Source organism: Nocardia jiangsuensis, from assembly GCF_042650385.1.
Classification (GTDB): Bacteria; Actinomycetota; Actinomycetes; order Mycobacteriales; family Mycobacteriaceae; genus Nocardia; species Nocardia jiangsuensis.
In genome coordinates this window covers 49,612-70,707 of record NZ_JBHSAX010000033.1, presented here as the reverse complement: position 1 = coordinate 70,707, position 21,096 = coordinate 49,612, and the positions used below count along the sequence as shown (strand labels likewise).

The following is a 21,096-nucleotide window of genomic DNA, read 5'->3' as shown; positions in this document are numbered from 1 at the left end:
CCAGGCCCTCGGTGCCGGGTACCTCAGCCCCGCTCGTCTTCCGTCGAAGGTCGGGAGGCCCGCACCCGGAGTTTCCCGGACCTGATGGCCACTGCCTACTTGCTCGCCATGAACCAGCTGTTCTCGATGGTCGAACACGTGGATCACGGCACGCCGACAGGAACGGCGGAACATCGCATTCGCGCTGCACTTGCCACCGCATCTTGTGCAATCTGCCCGCGCATCCTGCACGGTGGTCAGCGGATCGCGCTGGGTGCGCGGGCGATGTATCGATGAGGACGCTCGGAACCTCTCCGCTGCCGCACGAGCCCGATGTGCGGTTGTCGGTGTTCTTGCACGGCACCCAGTTCGACTTCGCCGTCTGCCTCACGGCCGCGCTGCTGTTCGTTCTGGAGCACCAGCAGCGGCGCTATGTCGACGCTGTTACCGTCGCAGCGCTCGGTGCCGAGGGCTTGCCGCGGCTGCCGAATGAGCGGCTGTACCTGGAGCCGTAGTTACCTTCCTGGAAAGCGTCGTCGTCGAGTAGACCGCCGTCGCCGGTGAGCGGTCCGGACAGTGCGAGGACTGGGTCCTGTTGTCCGGCGGGAGCCCGGCCCCACTTCCTCAGACCGAGGCGAGCCGGCTGAGCTCGGCGAGTTCGGGGAAGCGGCTTTCCCATGCACGCCTGATACCCACCGGAAGCCAGATGTGGGACCACAGCCGCTTCAACGTCGCCGCATCGAGGTAGATGTGCAGGTCAGCGGGGCTGGCGGCTTCGTTGATGACCGCGCGATACAGATCGACGATCCTGCCGGGACGATCGAGGTCGTAGACGGCGCGTCCCGACCAGTCGAGGTGCACGGGCAGGTGGACGACACCGGCCGTAGGGCCGGTGAGCAGTCGCAGGTCGTCGGGAACTACAGCGGGCTTGCTGTAGCGGGTTCCGCCGCGGGGGTCGCTCATCAGCTGCTCCTCGTGGTCCAGTCGTGTTTCAAGGGGTACCGATGATCGGTGATCAGGAGCCGAGTCGGACCTCGATGTGGTGGGCGGGCCGGTCGGGGCGCGAGTGCCTATCCCATCAGGTACAGCCGTTCGTTCGGCAGCCGGCTGTATAGCGGAGTGCACTCGGTATCCACGCTCACCGCATCCACGTACCGACGTTCCGCGTGCTCCTGCACGAAGATCAACGCTGCCGTCAGACAGGCGACGAAGTCCAGCGGTATCCCACCGAGCCGGATGCTCAGATGCACATCCGGCTCATTCGGTCTCGGAGACTGGGCCACTATCACCTACCAGGCCCGGCCGTCCGCTATGTCCAGTGCTTCCCCCAGCGTCACCGAGCCCACGGCACGCGCATAATGCCCGGTGACCGGTCCATCCCAGGTTCGGAGAGCCAGCGCGACTGCTTCCAGCGTCTCCACCGAGACCGTGCGCCGCTGGTGTTGCGCCCGAGGGAACCGAACACGCTGCGGTAGTTGCTTACTCACCGGTTCCCTCTCGGACGCTTGGTTCGCACTCGACACCGGGGCGGACACCGGTGCCGAGTGCTGAGCAAGACGCTACGAACGGGTCACGGAGACTATCCACTGACTTGCCCGAACTTGCCCGGATATGTGCCCAGCTGCCGTGTATCGGGCTGTTCTGCGTAACACTGGATGTTGGTGACGCCAAACAAAGCCAAACTAATGGGGGGATCACGCGATGCTGACACTGAAATTCCTCGGCGCCGGCGGAAGCGGAACGGGCGAATGCCCGACGCTGTACGCGACGGATCAAGGCACCTACGCGGTGCAGGGCTGGACGACCGGCCGGGCCGAAACGGTGGAAATCCCGCACCTGCTCGTCGGGTTCGCCGAGCCCGACACGTTCGTGGGGGCCGAGCTCGCCGACACCGGCCGGGGAACCTTCACCCTTGTCGGCCGACCTATCACCGACCCTGGGACGCTGGCGCAGATGAACCTCGCCGACGACGAGTCGGCGATCGAGGTTCCCAAGCAGACACGGAGGTTCTACGGGCATGCTGCTTCGCCCCAATGATGAGCCGGACCTCTGGGGTTCGCTGTTCGCCGAGTGTGAGCGGTCGGCATTCCACCTGGAGACCCTGGACGCCTACGCCGTAGCGTCCGAGTCCGAGCCGTTGCGCCGGTTCCTTGACGGTGAACCGGCCGACACGAGCTGGTTCGACCCGTGGCGAGCCGTGCTGGCGGACGCCACCGGTCGGGGTGTGTCCGTGCGCCGGGTTCGGGTGGTCACGCAACCGTTGACCGACTATCACCGCTGGTTGCTGACGCTGACGCCGGAGAACATCACCGCGGGGGAGGACATTCGCTATCTGCCCCGGCATCTCGCCGGGGAGGTGCCGACGGAAGATTTCTGGCTGTTCGACGACTCCCGAGTGGCGTTCCATGCCAGGGATGCCAGGAACCGGGGTCTCGCGATGGTGGTGACCACCGATCCGGGATTGGTCCGGTACTGCGTGCAGACGCGTGATCAACTGTGGCCGTCGGCGACGGCGTTCGATGAGTACGCGGGGTCGCTCAGGTGACTTCGCCCCGGGAGGCTCGGGAGACGCTGGGTGGGCGACTCCGCGAGATGCGGAGGGATGCCGGGCTGACCGGTCGCCGGTTGGCCCAGCTCTCCGGGTGGCACGAATCGAAAGTTTCCAAGATCGAGTCAGGCAGCAGACCACCCAGCGAGGCCGACCTGCGCGCCTACGTCGATCACACCGGCACTCAGGATCAGCTGGCCGATCTGATAGCCACCCTGCGCGGGGTCGAAGCGGCGTATGTCGAACTTCGGCGGTCGCTCGCCACCGGCACGCGGCGACGCCAGGAGCGGTCGGTGACGCTGGCACGGGACACCCGGCTCCAGCGCATCTACGAACCCCAGATCATTCCGGGGATCTTTCAGACGCCCGAGTACGCCGAGCAGATACTCCGGCGCGCGGTGCGGTTCTACGGAATCCCCGACGACGTCGACGCCGGGGTATCGAAGCGGATCGAGCGGCAACAGTGGTTGTACCGGGGAGACCGGCGGTTCCACGTGGTGGTGAGCGAACAAGCCGTCCGCAATCCCGTCGGTGGCTCCGGTGTCCACCGGGGACAGCTGGATCGGCTGCTGACTGTGTCGGGGCTTCCGCGGGTACTGCTGGGGGTCATCCCGGCCGATCGGCCGATGCCGATGCAATCCACCAACTTCGTGATGTTCGATGCCCGGCTGGTGCTGGTGGAGACACCCACCGCCGAGCTGTCGGTAACTCGGCCTCGCGAGATCGAAACCTACGCCCGACTGTTCGCCGAGCTGGCCGAGTCGTCGGTGACCGGGGATGCCGCGCGAAGGCTGGTTCGCCAGGTGCTGGACGGCTGAGATATCCAGCACCGGCAGCGCGTCCCGGGCAGAGATATCAGCTGCGGGCCGGGACCACCGTCGGGGTGGTGACGGGGGAGCGGGTTGAGCGCAGGCGCAGCGGGTCGACGGTGCGCAGGGAGAGCGCGGCGACGACGGCGGCGAAGATGGCGAGCGCGACGTGCCAGAAGTTGTAGAGCCCGATCGACCCGTCCGGCTGGAAGACCAGCATGAGCCAGGTACAGAGTCCGACCAGCACCTGCAGGGTGCCGAGCGAGAGGGCGAAACCGGCGGCGAGCGCCAGGGGCCAGGAGTAGTACCAGGGCAGCGCGGCGGGGGAGAGGATGACGATCGCGACGAAGGCGATCATGATCCCGGCGACCGCCTCGCGTTCGCTTTCCTTGAACCGCCACCAGGTCCAGGCCAGCACGGCGACCAGGGCGAGCATGCAGAGCAGCCGGGTGATGTCCAGGACCTGCCCGATCTGCAGCGGGGAGACCCAGGTGAGCGCGTGCGCCATGACGGTCGGCAGCGAGAGCCAGTTGATGATCTTCTTCGAGCCGGAGAGCGCGGTGAGCCAGCCGATGCCGACCCCGGCCAGCGCGGAGGCGGCGACGAAGACGAGGGCGAAGACGCCGAGCCCGAGCCCGGCGATCTTGGCGAACATGAGCGTCGGGTGCGGCAGCTCGGCGCTCTCCGAGTCGTCACCCGCGGCTATCCGCGCGGCTCTGCGCTCCCGCTCGTGGATCATCCAGATCCAGACCAGGAAGGGCAGCGCGACGCCCGCGGTCGCCTTGATGGCGACGCCGATCGCCACGACGACGATCCCGGCCACGTGGTGGCGCTCGAGGACCAGCGCGATGGCGGCGCAGAGCAGCCCGACCATGAGCATCTCGTTGTGCACGCCGCCGATCAGGTGGATCAGCACCAGCGGGTTCAGCACCGCCAGCCAGAGCGCCACGGTCGGCTTGCCGCCGAGGTGCTTGGTCAGGTAGGGCACCGCCCACATCATCAGTGCGAGGCCGGGCAGCATCACCAGGCGGAGCGCGATGGTGCCCGCGATCACGTTCTCCCCGGTGAGCATGGTGATGGCGCGGCCGAGCAGCAGGAAGATCGGGCCGTACGGGGCCGTGGTGGTGGTCCAGACCGGGCTCACGTTGTCCAGCAGCACGCCGGGGTTGGCGACCGGGCCGACCTGGTACGGGTCGAAGCCGTCGCGCAGCAGCGCGCCCTGCGCCAGGTACGAGTAGGCGTCCCGGCTGAACATGGGCACCGCGAAGAGCAGCGGGAAGATCCAGATCCCGACGATCGCGCGCAGTTCGTTCAGCGTCACCGTGGAGCGGGCGCCGCCGGTGCCGAGCGTGGCCCGGCCGAGCCGCACCCAGCCGGTGATCATGAGCAGCACGCCGATCCAGATCAGGATGGTCGACAGCGCGTAGCCGTGGCCGAAGCGCAGCCAGGACAGGTGCGCGGCCTCCAGCAGCGGATCCCGCTTGCGCACGCTGCCCGCGCCGAACCCGCCGAAGGTGATCAGGACCGCGCCTGCCAGTCCGAGCAGCGCGGCGTGCCCCTCGGGGCTGCGCAGGAAGTCGGCGGCGACCCGCACCCGCCCGCGCGGGTGCGCGGTGTCTGCGGTGGTCACGGTGGAAAGCGTTTCGGTCATCGGTCTCGGGACGTGTCGGGGGAAGCCATCCGGAGCGGATCCCCCCGTCGTGGTCGGCGGTCGCAACCGCGGAGCGAATAGGTCTGCGCCGGCTTCACCGGTGGGCCGGCCGGTACGGCTGCCCAGTCTACGAGCCGTCCGGAGAACACTAACCCGCCGGTGCGCGGTGATCGAGCCGGGCGGGCGGCCCGGCCCCGGTGATCCGTTGCGCCGCGAGCTTTCCGGAGAGCAGCGCGGTCGGCACCCCCACGCCGGGTGTGGTGCCGCAGCCCGCCAGCACGACGTTGTCGTACCGGCGCGGCAGGTTCCGCGGGCGGAACGGCCCGGTCTGCCGGAAGAGGTGCGCCGCGGAGAACGGGCTCCCGGCCAGCATGCCGCGGGCCAGCCAGGTCGCCGGGGTGTCGAGGTGGTCGACGGCGAAGTGGCGGGAGATGCCGGTGTAGCCGCGGGTCTCCAGCAGCGCGAGCAGCTCGCGCAGGTACGCCGGGCCGAGCCGGTCCCAGTCCAGCGGCGCCGCGGTGAGATTGGGGCACGGGGCGAGCAGTGAGAGGGGCTCGGCGGGGCCGTCCGGGCGCTGGATCAGCAGCGCCGGGTCGGTCAGCGCGGGGCGGGTGAGCAGCAGCGAGGGGTCGCTCATCAGCCTGCCCCGGCCGCGGCCCGCGGTGATCTCGGCGAAGGTGCGCTCCCAGGCGTCGCCGAAGTCGATGGTGTGGTGCGCCTGGATCGGCCAGCGCGCGGCGACCGCGGCGGGCACGGTGCCGTGCGCGACCACCGCCGACGGCGAGGCGCGCAGCCCCGGCCTGCGGCGCAGCCCGAAGCGGCCGAGCTCGCCGAGGTCGGCGGTGAGCACGACGGCGTCGCACTCGACCGCGCTGCCGTCGGCGAGCCGGACCGCGGTGGCGCGGCGGCCGCGGTAGGTGACGCCCGCCGCCTCGGCGCCGAGCCGCAGGGTGCCGCCCGCCGCGGTGAAGGCGCCTGCCATCGAGGCGGCGATGGCGCGCATGCCGCCCTCGGGGTAGAAGACGCCGAGCGAGGTGTCCATGTGCGGGATGGCGCCGTAGACGGCGAGCGCCTGCGCGGGCGCGGTGCCCGCGTACAGCGCCTGGAAGGTGAAGACCCTGGCGATCCGCGGGTCGCGGACGAACCCGGCCACCGCGGGGCCGAGCCTGCCGAAGCCGCCGAGCCGCAGCAGCCGCAGCAGCGCGGCGCGCTTGGCCGGGTAGCGGACCATGTCCAGCGCGGAGTCGAAGTTGGTGTCCATGAACTCGCCGTACTCGGCCCGGTAGATCCGGGCCAGCCAGGAGCGAAGGGCACGGTATCCGCGCGCCGCCTCGGGACCGGCGAAGCGCTCCACCTCGGCGGCCATGGCCTCCGGGTCGGCGAAGACGCGCAGGTCGTCGCCGTCGGCGAAGCGGGCGTGGTAGCTGGGGGTGAGCGGGCGCATCCGGAGCGGAGGGTCGCAGTGCTCCGGTGTGCTGCCGACCGCGGCGAGGGCCTCGGTGACCAGCTCGGGGAGGGTGAGCACGGTGGCGCCGGAGTCGATCTCGTAGTCCGGACCCCGGTAGCGGCCGACCCGGCCGCCGGGGTGGTCGGCGCGCTCGAGCACGGTGACCCGATGGCCCGCGCCGGTCAGGTACAGCGCGGCGGCGAGGCCGGCGAGGCCCGCGCCGACCACCACCACCCGTTCGGGGTGGCCGGGGACGGTGGCGGGCGCGGGCCCGCGGCTCATGCGTCGAGCAGTTCGGCGATTCCCGCCAGGGTGCGGTCCTCGGCCGCGCGGTCGCGGGCGATCTGCAGGGCGCGGTACTCGATCTCGAACTCGTCGGGCTCCGGCTCGGGGCGGCGCTGGGTGACGCGCCGCTGCCGCGCGATCAGCGGGCGGGGCTCGTCGTCCTCCCGGACGAGGTCGGCGGCGTCGTACTCCGGGCCGGTCTCGGCTTCGCTCCGGGTCTCGACGTCCGCCTCGGCGGGGTGCTCGGTGTCGTCCGTGCGCTCCCCGTCCGGGCCGGGCTCGAACCCGGCCTCCGGCTCGAACTCCGCGCCGGGGAAGCCGGCGGGGACGATCACCGTGCGCCTGCGGCGGCCGGTGGGGATGGTGCGCGGGGCGGGCAGCCCGGCGCCGAGCACGACCCGGCGCTCGCCCGGCGTCGGGCCCGGCCTGCGGCTGCCCCGCGGTGCGGGCGGGCAGCTGCCGACGACGATCACTCGGTCCTGCGGGGCGACGAAGGCTCTCATAGGGCTCTCCTGGTGGCGGCCAGCGCCATCGCGCGCAACTGCGCTTTCGCGACGGGCTCGGCCGAGCTGGATTCGAGCGCGGTCAGGCCGCGCTCGGTGAGGTCGGTGATGCGGGTCTCCACGTCGTCGACCGCACCCAGGTCGACGAGCAGCTCCCGCAGTTGCGCCACCTCGTCGGCACCGAGGTCGGTGCCGATCCGGGAGCGCAGCAGTCGGGCGGCGGCCGGGTCGGCGGCGTCGGCGCGGCGCAGCGCCTCGGCCAGCAACACGGTGCGCTTGCCCTCGCGCAGATCGTCACCGGACGGCTTGCCGGTGACCTCGGGGTCGCCGAACACCCCGAGCAGGTCGTCGCGCAGCTGGAAGGCGACGCCGATATCCTTGCCGAACGTCCGGTACGCCGCGACCAGCTCGGGGCCGGCGTCGGCCAGCGCCGCACCGAGGTGCAGCGGACGTTCGATGGTGTAGGCCGCGGTCTTGAACTCGCAGATGCGCAGCGCCGCCGCGACCGATTCGTCGCCGCCCGCCTCGCCCTGGATGTCGAGCAGCTGCCCGCCGAGCACCTCGGTGCGCATGCGCGCCCACACCGTGGCGAACCTGGCGAGCGCGGCCGGGTCGAGCCCGGCCCCGTTCACCATGTCGTCGGCCCAGGCCAGCGCGAGATCGCCGACCAGAACCGCCACCGAGACGCCGAAGTGCGCCGCGTCACCGGTGAGCGCGCGCTCCCGGTGCCGCTGCTCGAAATCGACGTGCACGGTGGGGAACCGGCGCCTGGTCCGCGACGAATCGATGATGTCGTCGTGGATCAGCGCGCAGGCCTGCACCAGCTCCAGCGCCGCGCAGGCGCGAAGCACCCGGGCGGCGTCGGGGCCGTCCGGGTCGCCGCCCGCACCGAGCCAGCCGGTCCAGGCGAACGACGGCCGCGTCCGCTTGCCGCCGCGCAGCACGAACTCGCGCAGCACGTCGGTGGCCTCCACGAAGGGCAGGCCGAGCGGCTCGACCAGTGCCCTCCTGGCCTCGAAGAACTCGACCAGCGCGCCCTCGACGGCGGTGACGAAGGCGCGGAGTGCCTGCCGCGGGTCGGGCGCCGCGAGGGTGGCCGTCGCCGCGGCGGTGCGCCCGGTGGCGGCGGGCGACGGGGTGCCTGGTCCGGCGGACAGGGGAACCTCCCGGGATCGGTTCTCGGGGCCGGTGCGGGCACGACGACGTGCCCGCACAGGAGATGCTCGGGGCATGACAGCACGGCTCAATCGATGCACAGCCGTCTGCCGTAGGATACGCGCTCCCGTTCACGCGCCGCACACCGGCGGTGGCCGGGCGCCCCGGCGGGCGCGGCGCGGCCTCTACACTGGGCCGGTGACTGTGGACGATCTGGGGGGACGGCGCGCTTCGGGCACGCCGTCGGTGGTGCGGAGCCTGCGGACGCACGGGCAGCGGCTCGTCCCGTTCTCGGTGGAGTTCAACCCGCCGCGGGATGCGGCGGCCGAGGCGCGGCTGTGGCGCACGGTGCGCGAGTTCGAGCGGATGCACCCGGCCTTCGTCTCCATGACCTACGGCGCGGGCGGCACCACGCGGGACCGCACGGTCCGGGTCACCGGGCAGCTCGCGGGGGAGACCACGCTGCTGCCGGTGGCGCACCTGACCGCGGTCTCGCACAGCGTCGCCGAGCTGCGCGCGCTGGTCGGCTCGTACGCGGACGCCGGGATCTGCAACGTGCTGGTGCTGCGCGGCGATCCGCCCGGCGACCCGCTCGGCGAGTGGGTGCGGCACCCGGACGGCGTCGAGTACGCCGAGGAGCTGGTCCGGATCGTGCGCGACCTCGGTGATTTCCACGTCGGGGTGGCCTCGTTCCCGGAGGGGCACCACCGGTCGCCGGATCTGGACCACGACACCAGGCACCTGGCCGCCAAGCTGCGGGCCGGGGCCGAGTACTCGATCACCCAGATGTTCTTCGACGTCGAGCACTACCTGCGGCTGCGCGACCGGCTGGTGGCGCTCGACCCCGAGCAGGGCGCCAAGCCGATCATCCCGGAGCTCATGCCGATCACCTCGCTGCGCACCGTGCGCCGGGCCGAGGAGCTCTGCGGGCGGCCGCTGCCCGCCGCCGTCGTCGACCGGCTGACCGCCGCGGCCGGGGACGGCCCGGAGGAGGACCGGGCCGCCGTCCGCGCCGCCGGGATCGAGATCGCCACCGAGATGGCGCAGCGGTTGATCGACGAGGGCGCGCCCTGCCTGCACTTCATCACGCTGAACTTCGCCAAGGCGACGACCGAGGTGCTGACGAACCTCGGGTATGGCGTGACGGCCGCGCCGGTCCCGGCGTAGGAAGTTTTCCGGCTGCCGCCGGGCAGGGGTTGGTGTGGCGCCGACGCGCCGACCGGCGCTCCCGCGGCCGGAGTCCGGACGCTCGCCGCTGCGGAGCGGGCGAGCTCGCCCGGCGCCGGGATCGGGATCAGGCCGCGCCGGACTGTGCGGTGTCGAGTTGTTCGCCGCGGGCGGCCCATGCCTCGGCGAGGAGGCGGTGGGATTCCAGGCGGTGCCGGTGGTCGAAGGCGATCGTGGTGGCAAGGACCTCGTTGGCGTTGCTGACGCGGCGCAGGGCGGCGAGGCGGGCGGCGACGTCGCCGGGGGTGCCGACGAAGCGGGTGGCGAGCCGGTCGTCGACCAGCCGCTTCTGCTCCTCGGTGAGCTCGGGCACCGCATCCGGGGCGAGGTAGTCGGTGGCGCCCGCGCCGGTGCGGATGCCGTGCACCCAGTGCCCGTACCCGCGGGCCCGGTACTCCGCCGTCTCCGCGTCCGGCCCGACCAGCACGTCGGCGGAGATCACCGCGTACGGCTCGGCCAGCACCGCCGACGGCCGGAAAGCGGCCCGGTAGGCGGCGATGGCGTCCAGCGCGGTGCCCGGCGCGACGTGGTAGGCCGCCGCGAAGGGCAACCCGAGCCGCCCGGCCAGCTCCGCGCTCTCCCCGGCCGAGCTGCCGAAGATCCACAGCCGCACCTGCGCGCCCTCACCGGGCACCGCGTGCAGTTCGACGCCGTCGCCGGTGACGAAGCTGCCGTCGAGCAGCCCGCGGATCTGCTCGACCTGCTCCGGGAAGTCCAGCGGCTGCGCGCCGGGCAGCTGCAGCGCCTGCAGTGCGGCGACGAAGCGCGAGCGGTCGGTGATCCGCCCCGGGTCGAACGGCGGCGGCACCACGATCCCGTCGCGTACCTCGGTGCCGCGCGGTACCGGCGGCTTGGACGGCCTGCCCGCCTCCGAACCGAACTGCGCCCTCCGGTGCCCGGAGCGCCCGATGCCGAGATCGAGCCGGTCCGGGTACAGCGCGTCGATGGTGCCGAACGCCTCCACCACCGAGGCCGAGGTGTGGTGCCCGACCTGCACCGCCGCGGTGCCGACCCGGATCCGCTCGGTGGCCGCGGCGACCAGCCCGAGCAGCGTCACCGACGACGAACTCGCTACCCGCACGAAGTGGTGCTCGGCCAGCCAGTACCGGTGATACCCCCACTGCTCGGCCTGCCGCGCGAGGTCGACGGTGTCGCGCAGCGCCTGTGCGGCGCTGCTCCCCGCGCTGATCGGCGCGAGATCGAGGATGGAGAGCGGAATGCTCACGATGCCCGCTCCGCCCGCGGATCCTGCTCGCCCGCTTCGATCGCGCCCCGCAGCCGGTTGCGCTCCGGTGCCACCGGGCAGGTCGCGTAGGCGGTGAAGGCGCAGGGCAGGTTGGTGGCCCGGTTGAAGTCGAGCACGACCGCGCCGTCCGCGGCCGGGGCCGCGATGCTCAGCGCCCGCGCGCCGGGGTAGCTGGTGATGCCGCTGGTGGCGTCGGTGAAGAGCACCCGCAGGTCGTCACCGGCCCCGAAGGCGACCAGCCGCTCGGTGACCCCGTTCAGCTCGAACTCGACGGTGCCGACGGCGCTGTGGTTGTGCTCCAGCCCCGCGACCACCGCGCCGGTGGTGACCGTCTCCGGCTCGGCGAACCGGGTGAACCGGCCCTCGAGTACCCACTCGGCGGCGGGCGGGTAGGACGGGATGTCCCGGAAGGTGACCAGCGCGGGCGAGGCCGGGTCGTGCACCCGGACCGCGTACTGCCCGGTGCGCCGGATGATCTCCAGCACGCGGTCGTCGTGGCGCACGGCGATCCCTGGCGCGCCCTCGGCCGGGCGCACGATGTGCACGCCCGCGATCCGGGTGCCCTCGTGATCCAGCCGGTCGCCGGGGCGGGCGGTGACGAAGACCTTGTCGTCGGTCACCCACCAGGTGCCGGGGATGCCGTCGATGCGCTCGGGCGCGTCGGTGAGCCAGTGCAGCGCGGTCAGGCTCAGAAAGCCGAGCGGGTCGCGCAGCCGGTCGACGCGCGCGTGGTGCCAGCGCTCCCACTCGCGGGCGAAATGGGTGGCCGAATCGGCGGTGACGGCGGTCATGACGCGCGGACTCCTTCGCTGCGGTGTTCGGAAACAGAAGATCGCTCGGCCGGATGGGCGAGCCCGAGGTGCTCGCGCAGGGTGCTGCCGGTGTACTCGGTGCGGAAGCTGCCGCGCTCCTGCAGCTCGGGCACCACCCGGTCGACGAATTCGTCGAGGCCGTGCGGGGTCAGGTGCGGGACGAGGATGAAGCCGTCGGAGGCGTCGGTCTGCACGTAGGTGTCGATCTGCTCGGCGACGCCCGCCGGGGTGCCGACGAACTGCTGCCGCGAGGTGACCTCGATGACCAGCTGCCGGATGCTGAGCTGCTCCGCCTCGGCCTTCGCCCGCCACTCGGCGGCGACGGCGAGCGGGTCCCCGCGGTGCCGCACCCGGCCGCGGGTGATGGTGACGTCGCCGGAGGGCTCGAGCTCGGGCAGCGGCCCCTCCGGGTCGTAGCCGGAGAGGTCGCGGCCCCAGATCTGCTCCAGGAAGGAGATCGCGGTCTGCGGGCTCACCTGCTGCAGCCGGATCTGCGCCGCGCGCTCGTGCGCCTCGGCGTCGGTGTCGCCGAGCACGAAGGTGGCGGCGGGCAGGATCTTGAGTTCGTCGCGGTCGCGGCCGTACCTGGCGAGCCGGTCCTTGACGTTCGCGTAGAACGCCCGGCCCGCCTCCAGCGTGCCGTGCCCGGTGAAGATGGCATCCGCCGAGCGGGCGCCGAACTCGCGGCCGCCGTCGGAGTCGCCCGCCTGCAGCAGCACCGGGTGCCCCTGCGGGCTCGGCGGGAGCACGAACCGGCCGGTGAAGGCGATGTGCTCGCCGTGGAACGCGGTCTCCGGCACGTCGCGGGCGAAGACGCCGGCGTCCCGGTCGACCACGAGCGCGTCCGCCGGCCAGGCGTCCCAGAGCGCGCGGGCGGCGTCGATCACCTCGGCGGCGCGCTCGTAGCGCTGCTCGTAGTCCAGGTAGCCGCCGCGCCGGAAGTTCTCGCCGGTGAAGGCATCCGACGAGGTCACGATGTTCCAGGCGGCCCGGCCGCCGGAGAGGTGGTCCAGCGAGGCGAACTGCTTGGCCAGCTCGAACGGCTCGTTGAAGGTGCTGTTGATGGTGCCGGCCAGCCCGAGCTTCTCGGTGACGCCCGCCAGCGCGTCCAGCACGGTGAAGGTGTCCGGGCGGCCGACCACGTCCAGGTCGTGGATCCGGCCCAGGTGCTCGCGCAGCCGCAGCCCCTCGGCCAGGAAGAAGAAGTCGAAGAGGCCGCGCTCGGCGGTCTCCGCCAGGTGCCGGAAGGAGGCGAAGTCGACCTGGCTGCCGGATTCCGGGTCGCTCCAGACCGTGGTGTTGTTGACGCCGGGGAAGTGCGCCGCCAGGTGCACCTGCTTCTTCTTGCTGGTCATAGGGGTGCTCCTCCGAGTGCGTAGCGGCTCGCCGGGCGCTCCAGCCCGAGGCGGTCGCGCAGGGTGCTGCCGGAATCCGGTGGGGTGTGGCCGAGCCTGCCCAGCGCGGGCAGGGCGGCGGCAAGGGCGAGCGGGCGCAGCACGATGCCGTCGACCGCGCCGGCGAGCGCGACCAGGGTGGCGCGCAGGGTGTCGGTGGTGCCGATGTGGGCGGCGGAGGTCTGGGTGGGGAACCAGCCGTTCAGCTCGGCGACCTCGGCCTCCGCCCGCTCGACGGTCGCGGCCAGGTGGATGTCGAGCTCGGCGAGCACGAACACCTGCTCGGCGTCGCGACCCGCGGCGGCGACGGCGGCCCGCAACCGATCCCGCTGCGCTGCCAGCGCCTCCGGCTCGGCGGCGGCCACCCGGATCAGGTCCGCGCGGCGCACCGCGACCGCGGTGGCCGGGTCGCCCGCGGCGCCCGCCCTGACCGCGACGACGGGCTGCCCCTGCGGCGAGCGCGGGGTGATGGAAGGCCCCTTGACGGAGAAGTTGTCGCCGGCGAAGTCGATGTAGTGCAGCTTCTCCCGGTCGATGAACCGGCCGGTGCGGATATCGCGGATCTCCGCGTCGTCCTCCCAGCTGTCCCAGAGCCGCACCGAGACGTCGATCGCCTCGTCCGCCTCGTGCCAGAGCGCGGGGTCGTCCTGCTCCGGCTTGCGGCCGAAGGCGGCGGCCTGCTCGGCGCCGGGCGAGACGGTGACCTCCCAGCCGGCCCGGCCCAGGCTCGCGTAGTCCAGCGCCTGGATGGACTTGGACAGGTGGAACGGCTCGGTGTGCGTCACCGCGGCCTGCGGGAGCAGCCCGATTCGGTGGGTGCCGGCGGCGACCCGCGCCGCGACGGCGACCGCGTCCAGCCGGCCGCGGGTGACGCCGGGGCCGCCCTGCTGCAGGGCGAAGGAGTCCGGAAGGAAGAGCAGGTCGACCCCGGCCGCCTCCAGCGCGGCCACCGCGTCGGCCCAGTAGCCGCCGGTGAAGAGCTCCTCGGCGCGGGAGTCGGGGCGGCGCCAGGACGCGGGGTGCGCGCCGGTGCCCGCCGCCTCGACTCCGAGCAGGAAGGGAACGCTCACAATGTCTCCTTGTCCGGGCCGGGGAGCCCTGCGTGGTCACGTGCCGCTACCGCCGCCGGGCTCGGCCCCGGCCCGGCGGAGGGCTCCTTTCGCGGCCTCGGCACCGCGGCCAGCAATTCGCGGGTGTACTCGTGCTCCGGGGCGGCGAAAATGTCCGCCGTGCCGCCGGTCTCGACGATCCGGCCGTTCCGCAGCACCGCCACCCGGTCGCTGATCCGGCGCACCACCGCGAGGTCGTGCGAGATGAAGAGGTAGGCGAGCCCGAGCCGCTGCTGCAGCTCGTCCAGCAGCGCCAGGATCTGCGCCTGCACCGAGGCGTCCAGCGCGGAGACCGGCTCGTCGAGCACGAGCAGCTCCGGGTGCAGCGCGAGGGCGCGCGCGATGGCGACCCGCTGCCGCTGCCCGCCGGAGAGCTCGGCCGGGCGCCGCCCGCCGAAGCCGGAGCCGAGCCCGACCTGCTCCAGCAGCTCCGCGACCCGCGCGGTGCGCGCCGCCCGGTCGCCGGTGCGGTACGCGCGCAGCGGCTCGGCCACGATGTCGGCCACCCGCTGCCGCGGGTCGAGCGAGCCATAGGGGTTCTGGTACACGATCTGGAAACGCCGCCGCAGCTCGCGCAATTTCCGGCCGCGCAGCGCGGTCAGCGGCTGCCCGTCGAACTCGACGGTGCCCGCGTCCGGATCGGCGAGCCGCAGCGCCAGCCGCGCGGTGGTCGATTTGCCGGAGCCGGACTCGCCGACCAGCGCCAGCGTCTCGCCGCGGTCCAGCTCGAGCGAGACCCCGTCCACCGCGGTCAGCGCGGCGCCGCCGAGCCGGAACCGCTTGCGCAATGCGGTGATCCGCAGCAGCGGGAGCTCCGCGCGCTCGCGCTCCGCGCGACCGGGACCGGCCGCGGCCAGCCCGGGGGAGGAGTCGAGCAGCTCCCTGGTGTAAGTGTGCTCCGGCGCGGTGAGCAGCCGGGCGGTCGGCCCCTCCTCGACTACGGCGCCGTCGCGCAGCACGACCAGGCGGTCCGCGCGCTCGGCGGCGGTGGCCAGGTCGTGGGTGATGAGCAGCACGGCGGCGCCGCGGGCGGCGGTGCGCTCGGTGAGCCGGTCCAGCACCCGGCGCGCGACGGTGGCGTCCAGCGCGCTGGTCGGCTCGTCGGCGATCACCAGGTCGGGGGAGCAGGCCAGCGCGGTCGCGATCAGCACCCGCTGCCGCTGGCCGCCGGAGAGCTGGTGCGGGTACTGCCTCGCCCGGTCCGCCGGGCGGTCCAGCCCGGCCTCACCGAGCAGCTCGACCGCGCGCCCCGGGGCACCGCGGCGGGTGGCCCTGCCGTGCACCAGCAGCGCCTCGGCCACCTGGACGCCGATGCGCCGCACCGGGTTCAGTGAGAGCCCGGGATCCTGCGGCACGAAACCGATGCGCGCGCCGCGCAGATCGCGCAGCGCCCGCTCGGAGGTGTGGTCGACCGGTTCGCCGTCGAATTCGACGGCGCCGCCGTCGATCTCGGCGCTCTCCGGGAGCAGCCCGATCACGGCCTGCGCCAGCGTCGACTTGCCGGAGCCGGACTCGCCGATCAGCGCGACCACCTCGCCGGGGCGGATCTCCAGCGAGATGCCGTCCAGCGCGGTGACCGGCCCGTCGCCGGTGCGGTAGCGGACGCGGAGGTCGGTGACGCGCAGCAGCGCGGTGCGGACGGGTTCGGCGACGGCGGTCACGCGGTTTCTCCTCGCCCGGTCGCGGGCGCTCCGCGGTGTCGCTGTGCGCCCGCCTTCCGCCGCGGCTCGGTCGTGCGGCGTTGTCCCGCCTTCGGGCCTGACTCGATCATGGGATGTCCTGCCTGCTCAGTGCGCGCCCGGTCTGCTGCGCGGCGAGCACGACCGCCACGATCACCAGCCCGGGCAGGGTGGTCATCCACCAGGCGGTGGCGAGGAAGTTGCGGCCCTCGGAGATGAGCGAGCCCCACTCCGGGTCCGGCGGCTCGGCGCCGTAGCCGAGGAAGCTCAGCGCCGAGACGGCGAGCACCGCCATCCCGAACTCGACCGTGGCCAGTGCGAGCACCGGCCGGCAGGAGTTCGGCAGCACGTGCCTGGCCAGGTTGGTGTACCAGCGCACCCCTGCGGCGTGCGCCGCCTCCACGTAGTCGGCGTGCCGCACCCGCAGCACCTCCGAGCGCATCACCCTCGCGAAGTTGGCGACCAGCGAGATGCCGACGGCGATCGCCACGTTCCGCGTCCCGAAGCCGAGCGCGGTGACCAGCGCCAGCGCCAGCAGCAACTGCGGGATGGAGAGCAGCACGTCGACCACCCGCATGACGGCGGCGTCGACGATGCCGCCCGCCGCGCCCGCGATCAGCCCGAGCAGGGTGCCCGCGACCAGCGCGATCCCCACCGCGAGCAGCGTCGCGGAGAGCGAGGCGGCGGCGCCGTGCACCATCCGGGTGTAGAGGTCGCGGCCCAGGTTGTCGGTGCCGAACCAGTGCGCCGCGCTCGGCGCGCTGAACTTCTCCCTCGGGACGCCGGTCAGCGGGTCGCCGCTCGCGAAGAACGCGGGGGCCACGGCCCAGCCCACCACGGTCAGCAGCACCAGCACCGCGATGATCAGCGGGATCCGGCCGCGCAGCGCGCCGGCGGCCAGGGCACCCCGGCGCTTCGCCACACCGCCGGACGTCGCGGAGCGGGCCGCCGCCCCCGCCGCGTCCGCGCCCGTCCGGATCGGCGGCGCGCTGCCCTGCGTTGCGGCCTCCGCGCCCGCACCGCCCTGCGCCTCCGACCCGTCGGCTGTCCGCGCCGCGGCGCCGGACGGACCGGCGGCCGGACCACTTCCCGGGCCGGTACCCCCGGCTCGACCCTGCTTCAGCAGCTCAACCACGGGCAGCCACCTCCTCGAGCGCGTCGCCCGCCCGCTCCCGCTCGCCGACCGTCGCGATCCGCGGGTCGAGCAGCGGGTAGAGCAGGTCGACGGTCAGGTTCACGACGACGAAGACCAGCGCGGTGGCCAGCACGATCCCCTGCACCACCGGGATGTCCTGGGCCAGCACCGAGGTCTGGGTGAGCCGGCCGAGCCCCGGACGGGCGAAGACCGTCTCCACCACCACCGAGCCGGCCAGCATGGTGCCGACCAGCACTCCGGCGATGGTGAGCGCGGGCACCGCGGCGGGCCGGGTGACGTGCCGCCACTGCACCCGGCCCCTGGAGGCGCCCTTGGCCAGCGCGACCGCGGTGAACGGTTGCTTCCACGTGGTGGCGAACCCGGCCGCGAGCACCTGCGCGATCACCGCGCCGATCGGCAGCGCCAGAGTGATCGCGGGCAGGACGGTGCCGCGCAGCCCGGAGCCGCCGAAGGCGGGCGCCAAGTGCAGCCGGAACGAGAAGACCTGCAGCAGGAGCAGCCCGGTCCAGAAGGTCGGCACCGCGACCGCGATCGGCGGCAGCGCGAGCAGCGCGGCACGCAGCCGCCGCAGCCGGGTCGTGCTCGCCGCCACGGCCAGCGCGATTCCGCCCGTCAGCGCGAGCAGCAGCGCGAGGGAGGCCAGCGCCAGCGTGGCGGGGAGCACCTCCACGATGGCGCTCGTGACCGGCTGGCCGGTCGCCACCGAGCGGCCGAAGTCACCGTGCAGCGCGTTCCACAGCGCATCCAGGTACTGCTGCCAGAGCGGCCTGTCCAGCCCGTAGCGGGCGCGCAGCTCGTCGATGGCGGCGGCGTCGACCGGGGTGTCGCCCGCGCCGCCGTCGGCCGCGATGGCCACCGGGTCGGCGGGGAGCAGGTAGAGGACGACGAAGGAGACGGTGAACGTCGCCCACAGCACCCACACCGCCTGCAGCAGCCGCGTTCCCAGATAGCGGATCACGGTCGGCGCCCGCTCAGCCAGGTGTCGAAGAACTGCAGCCGCGCCGACGCCTCGAACCTCAGGTCGTTGGTGTCCGGCCCGGCCCCGATCGCCTGCGACAGCTCGACCGTGGGAATCCACAGCCCGGCGTCGAACACCTGCCCCTGCGCGGTGCGGATGAGCTCGGCCCGCGCGGCGGTGTCGACCGTGCGCAGCTGGGCGTCGAGCGTCTGGTCCAGCGCGGGCACGGCCCCGCGGCGGTTCAGGTTGCGGCCCTCCAGCCCGAAGGTGGCCCGCAGGATGTCGCCGTCGGCCCTGGTCGAGTTGTAGTAGATCGAGTCGAAGTCGCCGGAGTTCTGCCTGGCGGTGTACTCGCCCGCGGGAACCAGTTCCAGCCGCAGGTCGACGCCGACCTGGCGCAGCTGCTGCTGCACCAACTCCAGGATCGCCTGGTTGCCCGCGAAGACCTGGCTGAAGGTGACGTCGAAGCTGAGCCGCTCGCCGTCCTTGACCCGGGTCCCGTCCGCGCCGGGCACCCAGCCCGCCCGGTCCAGCGCCGTCCTGGTCGCCGCCTGGTCGAACTTCAGCCGGGCGGAGAGATCCCGGTAGCCGGGGGTCTTCGCGCCGAGCACGCTGGTGGCAGGGGCGAACTGCGGGCCGAGCACGGTGTCGATCAGCTCCTGCCGATCGATCGCGGTCAGCAGCGCGGTGCGCACCGCGGGGTCGCGCAGCGGGCCGCGGGTCACGTTGGGCTGCAGCCCGAACACCACGCCCGGGTTGGCGGTGGTGAGCACGCTGCCGCCGGTGGCCTCGATCTGCGGGGCGTCCTGCGGCAGCGCGTCGCTCACCGCGTCCAGCTGGTCGGAGGAGAGGCTGCCGGTGCGCACACCGGACTCCGGGACGACGGTGAACTCGATCCGGTCCAGGTAGGCCTCGCCGTCGTGCCCGAAGACCGCCGAGCCCCAGGCATACCCGGCCCGCTTGACCAGCGTCGCGGAGACGTTCTGGGTGTAGGAGGCGTAGGTGAACGGCCCGCTGCCGATGATCTTCTCGCCCTGGCAGCGCTCCTCGGTCGAGGCCGCGTTGGTGGCGTCGGAGAGGATGCCGAGCTGCGAGGTCGACGAGGCCTGCAGGAACTGGGCGTTGGGCCGGTCGAAGGTGACCCGCGCGGTCCGCGGGTCGACGACGGTGGTCCCGGTGTAGCCGGTCAGGTAGCTGGCGGCCAGCGGCGCCTTCGCCCCGCCGAGCTCGCCGACGGCGTCGAAGGTGCGCTTGACCGAATCGGCGGTCACCGGGCTGCCGTCGCTGAAGGTCGCGTTCTCGGCCAGCTCGAAGGTGAAGGTGGTGGCGTCGGGGGAGATCTCCCAGCTCTGTGCCAGCCACGGCTTCAGCTCGCCGGTCTCCGGGTCCTGGTCGGTCAGCGAGTCGACGACCTGCCTGGTCACGTAGATCGTCTGGTTGCTGCCCGCCTGGGCCGGGTCCGCGCAGGTCGGGGCCTGGGACAGGCCGTAGCGCAGGGTCCCGCCCGGCTGCGGCGGCCCGGCGTCGCCGCCGGAGCCGCCGGTGTCGCCACCGCAGCCGGCCAGCACGGCGGTGGCCGTGGCGGCGACGGCGAGCGCGGCGAGGGGACGGCGGTAACGAATCACAGTGCTGCTCCGGTTGTCTCGACGGTTCATTTCTGCTTCGGCAGGCTGGGCGGGTTGATCCGCGAGTCGGTCAGCGCCTCGGTCCGCGGCGACCAGCGGTCGATCACCTTGCGGTAGCTGCCGTCCGCGATCACGTGCTGTAGCTGCTCGCCCGCGCCGGAGAAGGTGGCGACGATCTTCGACTCCTTCGTGGTGGCCGAGTGGTGAATCGCGGTCGGGTTCGGGCCGATGTAGCCGTCCAGCCTGCCGGAGGCGGGCGCCAGGTAGTAGTCGCTGGTCTGCTGGAAGTAGGCGACGTCGATGGGGTCCAGCCCCTCCGCCCGGTTCTGCTCGTTCCATTTCACCAGCAGCTGCTCCTGGTTGGTGCCGGTGCCGACGCCGATCCGCTTGCCGGCCAGGCTGGTCCGGTCCCTGTACTCCAGGCCGCCGTCGGCGGGCACCTCCAGCGCGACGTTGTCCTGCCGGTAGGTGGCGAAGTCGTACTTCTCCTTGCGCTCCTCGGTGACGGTGACGTTGCTGATGAAGACGCCCACCTCACCCGAGTCGACGCGGACGACGTTGTTCGACCAGTCCGCGACCTGGATCTCCAGCTCCAGCCCGAGCGTGTCCGCGACCAGCTGCGCGAAGTCGACCTCGGAGCCGACAACGGTCTTGTCGTCGGTGGCGTAGAAGCGCAGCGGCGGGGCGGTGCCCGACGAGCCGGTGACCACCAGCGTGCCGCGGTCGCGGATCGCCCGCGGCACCAGCGCCGCGATCTCGTCCACCTTCGGCACCCGGACCCAGTCGAGCGCGGAGGTCGGCTCGTCGAAGAGGATCACCGGCGGCCGCAGCGCCGGCGCGCGGGCGATCGCCACCCGCTGCTGCTGGCCGCCGGAGAGCCGGCGCGGGTAGGCGTCGGCGAACCCGCCGATCCCGACCCGCTCCAGCAGCTGGCGCGCCTCGGCCTCCACCTCGGCGCGCGGCCGGTGCTGCGCGGTGCGCGGGGCGAGCGTGACGTTGTCCAGCACGGTGAGGTGGCCGAAGAGGTTGAACTGCTGGAAGACGAAGCCGATCCGGGAGCGCTGCTCGCGCACCTCGCGGTCGGGCAGCGCGTGCAGCTCGCCGCCGCGCAGCTTGTAGCCGATGAGCTCGCCCGCCACGTGCACGGTGCCCGCGTCCAGCGGCTCCAGGTGGTTGAGCACCCGCAGCAGCGTCGACTTGCCCGACCCGGAGGGGCCGATCACCGCGACGACCTCGCCGGGGCGCACGGTGAGGTCGATCCCGCGCAGCACCGGAGTGGCGCCGAAACTCTTGCGCACGCCGCGCAGCTCGACCGCGGCGGTCATCGGGTGGCCCCGCGCGGGACGGTGGTGGTGGCCTCGCGCAGCACCGTGCGCACCCGGGGTGCCGAGCAGGAAGCCGAGCACGGTGCCCCAGAGCGTGAGCTCGATGGTGAGCTTCAGCGCGGCCAGCACCGAGCCGGCGGTGAAGTACTGCGCGAAGGTCGGCCAGTCCCAGCCGGGGTTGGTCACCA

Annotated in this window: 21 protein-coding genes; 6 read left to right on the top strand and 15 right to left on the bottom strand. The window is 72.9% G+C overall.

Going from position 1 to position 21,096, the window contains the following annotated elements:
- Positions 1 to 84 precede the first annotated feature (84 nt).
- Positions 85 to 276 carry a hypothetical protein gene (locus tag ACFO0B_RS28865; RefSeq protein ID WP_378616391.1) on the top strand — a complete coding sequence of 64 codons (192 nt, stop codon included), beginning with the start codon at positions 85 to 87 and terminating at the stop codon, positions 274 to 276.
- Entirely contained in the window at positions 273 to 494 is a 222-nt protein-coding gene (locus ACFO0B_RS28860) for a hypothetical protein (protein WP_378616389.1), read from the top strand. The genes ACFO0B_RS28865 and ACFO0B_RS28860 overlap by 4 nt, the downstream gene beginning before the upstream one ends.
- A 109-nt stretch (positions 495 to 603) precedes the next feature.
- Here the strand turns inward: ACFO0B_RS28860 and ACFO0B_RS28855 are convergent, their stop codons facing one another.
- Positions 604 to 942, bottom strand: coding sequence for a hypothetical protein (locus tag ACFO0B_RS28855; protein WP_378616387.1), 339 nt, complete (start codon positions 940 to 942; stop codon positions 604 to 606).
- 107 nt (positions 943 to 1,049) lie between these two features.
- Positions 1,050 to 1,229 carry a hypothetical protein gene (locus ACFO0B_RS28850; RefSeq protein ID WP_378616385.1) on the bottom strand — a complete coding sequence of 60 codons (180 nt, stop codon included), beginning with the start codon at positions 1,227 to 1,229 and terminating at the stop codon, positions 1,050 to 1,052.
- Positions 1,230 to 1,680: 451 nt separating this feature from the next.
- Here ACFO0B_RS28850 and ACFO0B_RS28845 point away from each other — a divergent pair, with 451 nt between their 5' ends.
- Genes ACFO0B_RS28845 through ACFO0B_RS28835 form a run of 3 tightly spaced genes read left to right on the top strand, consistent with a single transcriptional unit; the run spans position 1,681 to position 3,345 of the window.
- Positions 1,681 to 2,016, top strand: coding sequence for a hypothetical protein (locus ACFO0B_RS28845; protein WP_378616383.1), 336 nt, complete (start codon positions 1,681 to 1,683; stop codon positions 2,014 to 2,016).
- Positions 1,997 to 2,524, top strand: coding sequence for a DUF6879 family protein (locus ACFO0B_RS28840; protein WP_378616381.1), 528 nt, complete (start codon positions 1,997 to 1,999; stop codon positions 2,522 to 2,524). The genes ACFO0B_RS28845 and ACFO0B_RS28840 overlap by 20 nt, the downstream gene beginning before the upstream one ends.
- Positions 2,521 to 3,345, top strand: a complete 825-nt coding sequence (locus ACFO0B_RS28835) for a helix-turn-helix domain-containing protein (RefSeq protein WP_378616379.1) — start codon at positions 2,521 to 2,523, stop codon at positions 3,343 to 3,345. Before ACFO0B_RS28840 ends, ACFO0B_RS28835 begins: the two co-directional genes overlap by 4 nt.
- A 37-nt stretch (positions 3,346 to 3,382) precedes the next feature.
- On the opposite strand, the gene ACFO0B_RS28830 is transcribed toward ACFO0B_RS28835, so the two are convergent.
- From ACFO0B_RS28830 to ACFO0B_RS28815, 4 genes are all read right to left on the bottom strand, one after another.
- Positions 3,383 to 4,987 carry an alpha-(1->6)-mannopyranosyltransferase A gene (locus tag ACFO0B_RS28830; RefSeq protein WP_378616376.1) on the bottom strand — a complete coding sequence of 535 codons (1,605 nt, stop codon included), beginning with the start codon at positions 4,985 to 4,987 and terminating at the stop codon, positions 3,383 to 3,385.
- Positions 4,988 to 5,135: 148 nt separating this feature from the next.
- A complete protein-coding gene (crtI, locus tag ACFO0B_RS28825; RefSeq protein ID WP_378616374.1) occupies positions 5,136 to 6,716 on the bottom strand; it encodes a phytoene desaturase family protein in 1,581 nt (526 codons plus the stop codon).
- Entirely contained in the window at positions 6,713 to 7,222 is a 510-nt protein-coding gene (locus ACFO0B_RS28820) for a hypothetical protein (protein WP_378616372.1), read from the bottom strand. Before ACFO0B_RS28820 ends, crtI begins: the two co-directional genes overlap by 4 nt.
- On the bottom strand, positions 7,219 to 8,436 hold the full coding sequence (locus ACFO0B_RS28815; RefSeq protein ID WP_378616370.1) for a polyprenyl synthetase family protein: 1,218 nt from the start codon (positions 8,434 to 8,436) through the stop codon (positions 7,219 to 7,221). Before ACFO0B_RS28815 ends, ACFO0B_RS28820 begins: the two co-directional genes overlap by 4 nt.
- 139 nt (positions 8,437 to 8,575) lie before the next feature.
- Between ACFO0B_RS28815 and ACFO0B_RS28810 the strand changes: the two genes are divergently transcribed.
- Positions 8,576 to 9,544 carry a methylenetetrahydrofolate reductase gene (locus ACFO0B_RS28810; protein WP_378616368.1) on the top strand — a complete coding sequence of 323 codons (969 nt, stop codon included), beginning with the start codon at positions 8,576 to 8,578 and terminating at the stop codon, positions 9,542 to 9,544.
- Positions 9,545 to 9,671: 127 nt separating this feature from the next.
- On the opposite strand, the gene ACFO0B_RS28805 is transcribed toward ACFO0B_RS28810, so the two are convergent.
- The 9 genes from ACFO0B_RS28805 to ACFO0B_RS28765 form a co-directional block, all read right to left on the bottom strand.
- On the bottom strand, positions 9,672 to 10,832 hold the full coding sequence (locus ACFO0B_RS28805) for an LLM class flavin-dependent oxidoreductase (protein WP_378617267.1): 1,161 nt from the start codon (positions 10,830 to 10,832) through the stop codon (positions 9,672 to 9,674).
- Entirely contained in the window at positions 10,826 to 11,641 is an 816-nt protein-coding gene (locus ACFO0B_RS28800) for a DUF1684 domain-containing protein (protein WP_378616366.1), read from the bottom strand. Before ACFO0B_RS28800 ends, ACFO0B_RS28805 begins: the two co-directional genes overlap by 7 nt.
- Positions 11,638 to 13,017, bottom strand: coding sequence for an NtaA/DmoA family FMN-dependent monooxygenase (locus ACFO0B_RS28795; protein ID WP_378616364.1), 1,380 nt, complete (start codon positions 13,015 to 13,017; stop codon positions 11,638 to 11,640). The genes ACFO0B_RS28800 and ACFO0B_RS28795 overlap by 4 nt, the downstream gene beginning before the upstream one ends.
- Complete coding sequence (locus ACFO0B_RS28790) at positions 13,014 to 14,129, bottom strand: LLM class flavin-dependent oxidoreductase (RefSeq protein WP_378617265.1); 1,116 nt, start codon at positions 14,127 to 14,129, stop codon at positions 13,014 to 13,016. The genes ACFO0B_RS28795 and ACFO0B_RS28790 overlap by 4 nt, the downstream gene beginning before the upstream one ends.
- Positions 14,123 to 15,826, bottom strand: coding sequence for a dipeptide ABC transporter ATP-binding protein (locus ACFO0B_RS28785; protein ID WP_378616362.1), 1,704 nt, complete (start codon positions 15,824 to 15,826; stop codon positions 14,123 to 14,125). The genes ACFO0B_RS28790 and ACFO0B_RS28785 overlap by 7 nt, the downstream gene beginning before the upstream one ends.
- A gap of 106 nt (positions 15,827 to 15,932) precedes the next feature.
- Positions 15,933 to 16,745, bottom strand: a complete 813-nt coding sequence (locus tag ACFO0B_RS28780) for an ABC transporter permease (RefSeq protein ID WP_378617263.1) — start codon at positions 16,743 to 16,745, stop codon at positions 15,933 to 15,935.
- A gap of 226 nt (positions 16,746 to 16,971) precedes the next feature.
- Entirely contained in the window at positions 16,972 to 17,958 is a 987-nt protein-coding gene (locus ACFO0B_RS28775) for an ABC transporter permease (RefSeq protein ID WP_378616360.1), read from the bottom strand.
- Complete coding sequence (locus tag ACFO0B_RS28770) at positions 17,955 to 19,613, bottom strand: ABC transporter substrate-binding protein (RefSeq protein WP_378616358.1); 1,659 nt, start codon at positions 19,611 to 19,613, stop codon at positions 17,955 to 17,957. The genes ACFO0B_RS28775 and ACFO0B_RS28770 overlap by 4 nt, the downstream gene beginning before the upstream one ends.
- On the bottom strand, positions 19,610 to 20,908 hold the full coding sequence (locus tag ACFO0B_RS28765; RefSeq protein ID WP_378617261.1) for an ATP-binding cassette domain-containing protein: 1,299 nt from the start codon (positions 20,906 to 20,908) through the stop codon (positions 19,610 to 19,612). The genes ACFO0B_RS28770 and ACFO0B_RS28765 overlap by 4 nt, the downstream gene beginning before the upstream one ends.
- Between the last annotated feature and the right edge of the window lie 188 nt (positions 20,909 to 21,096).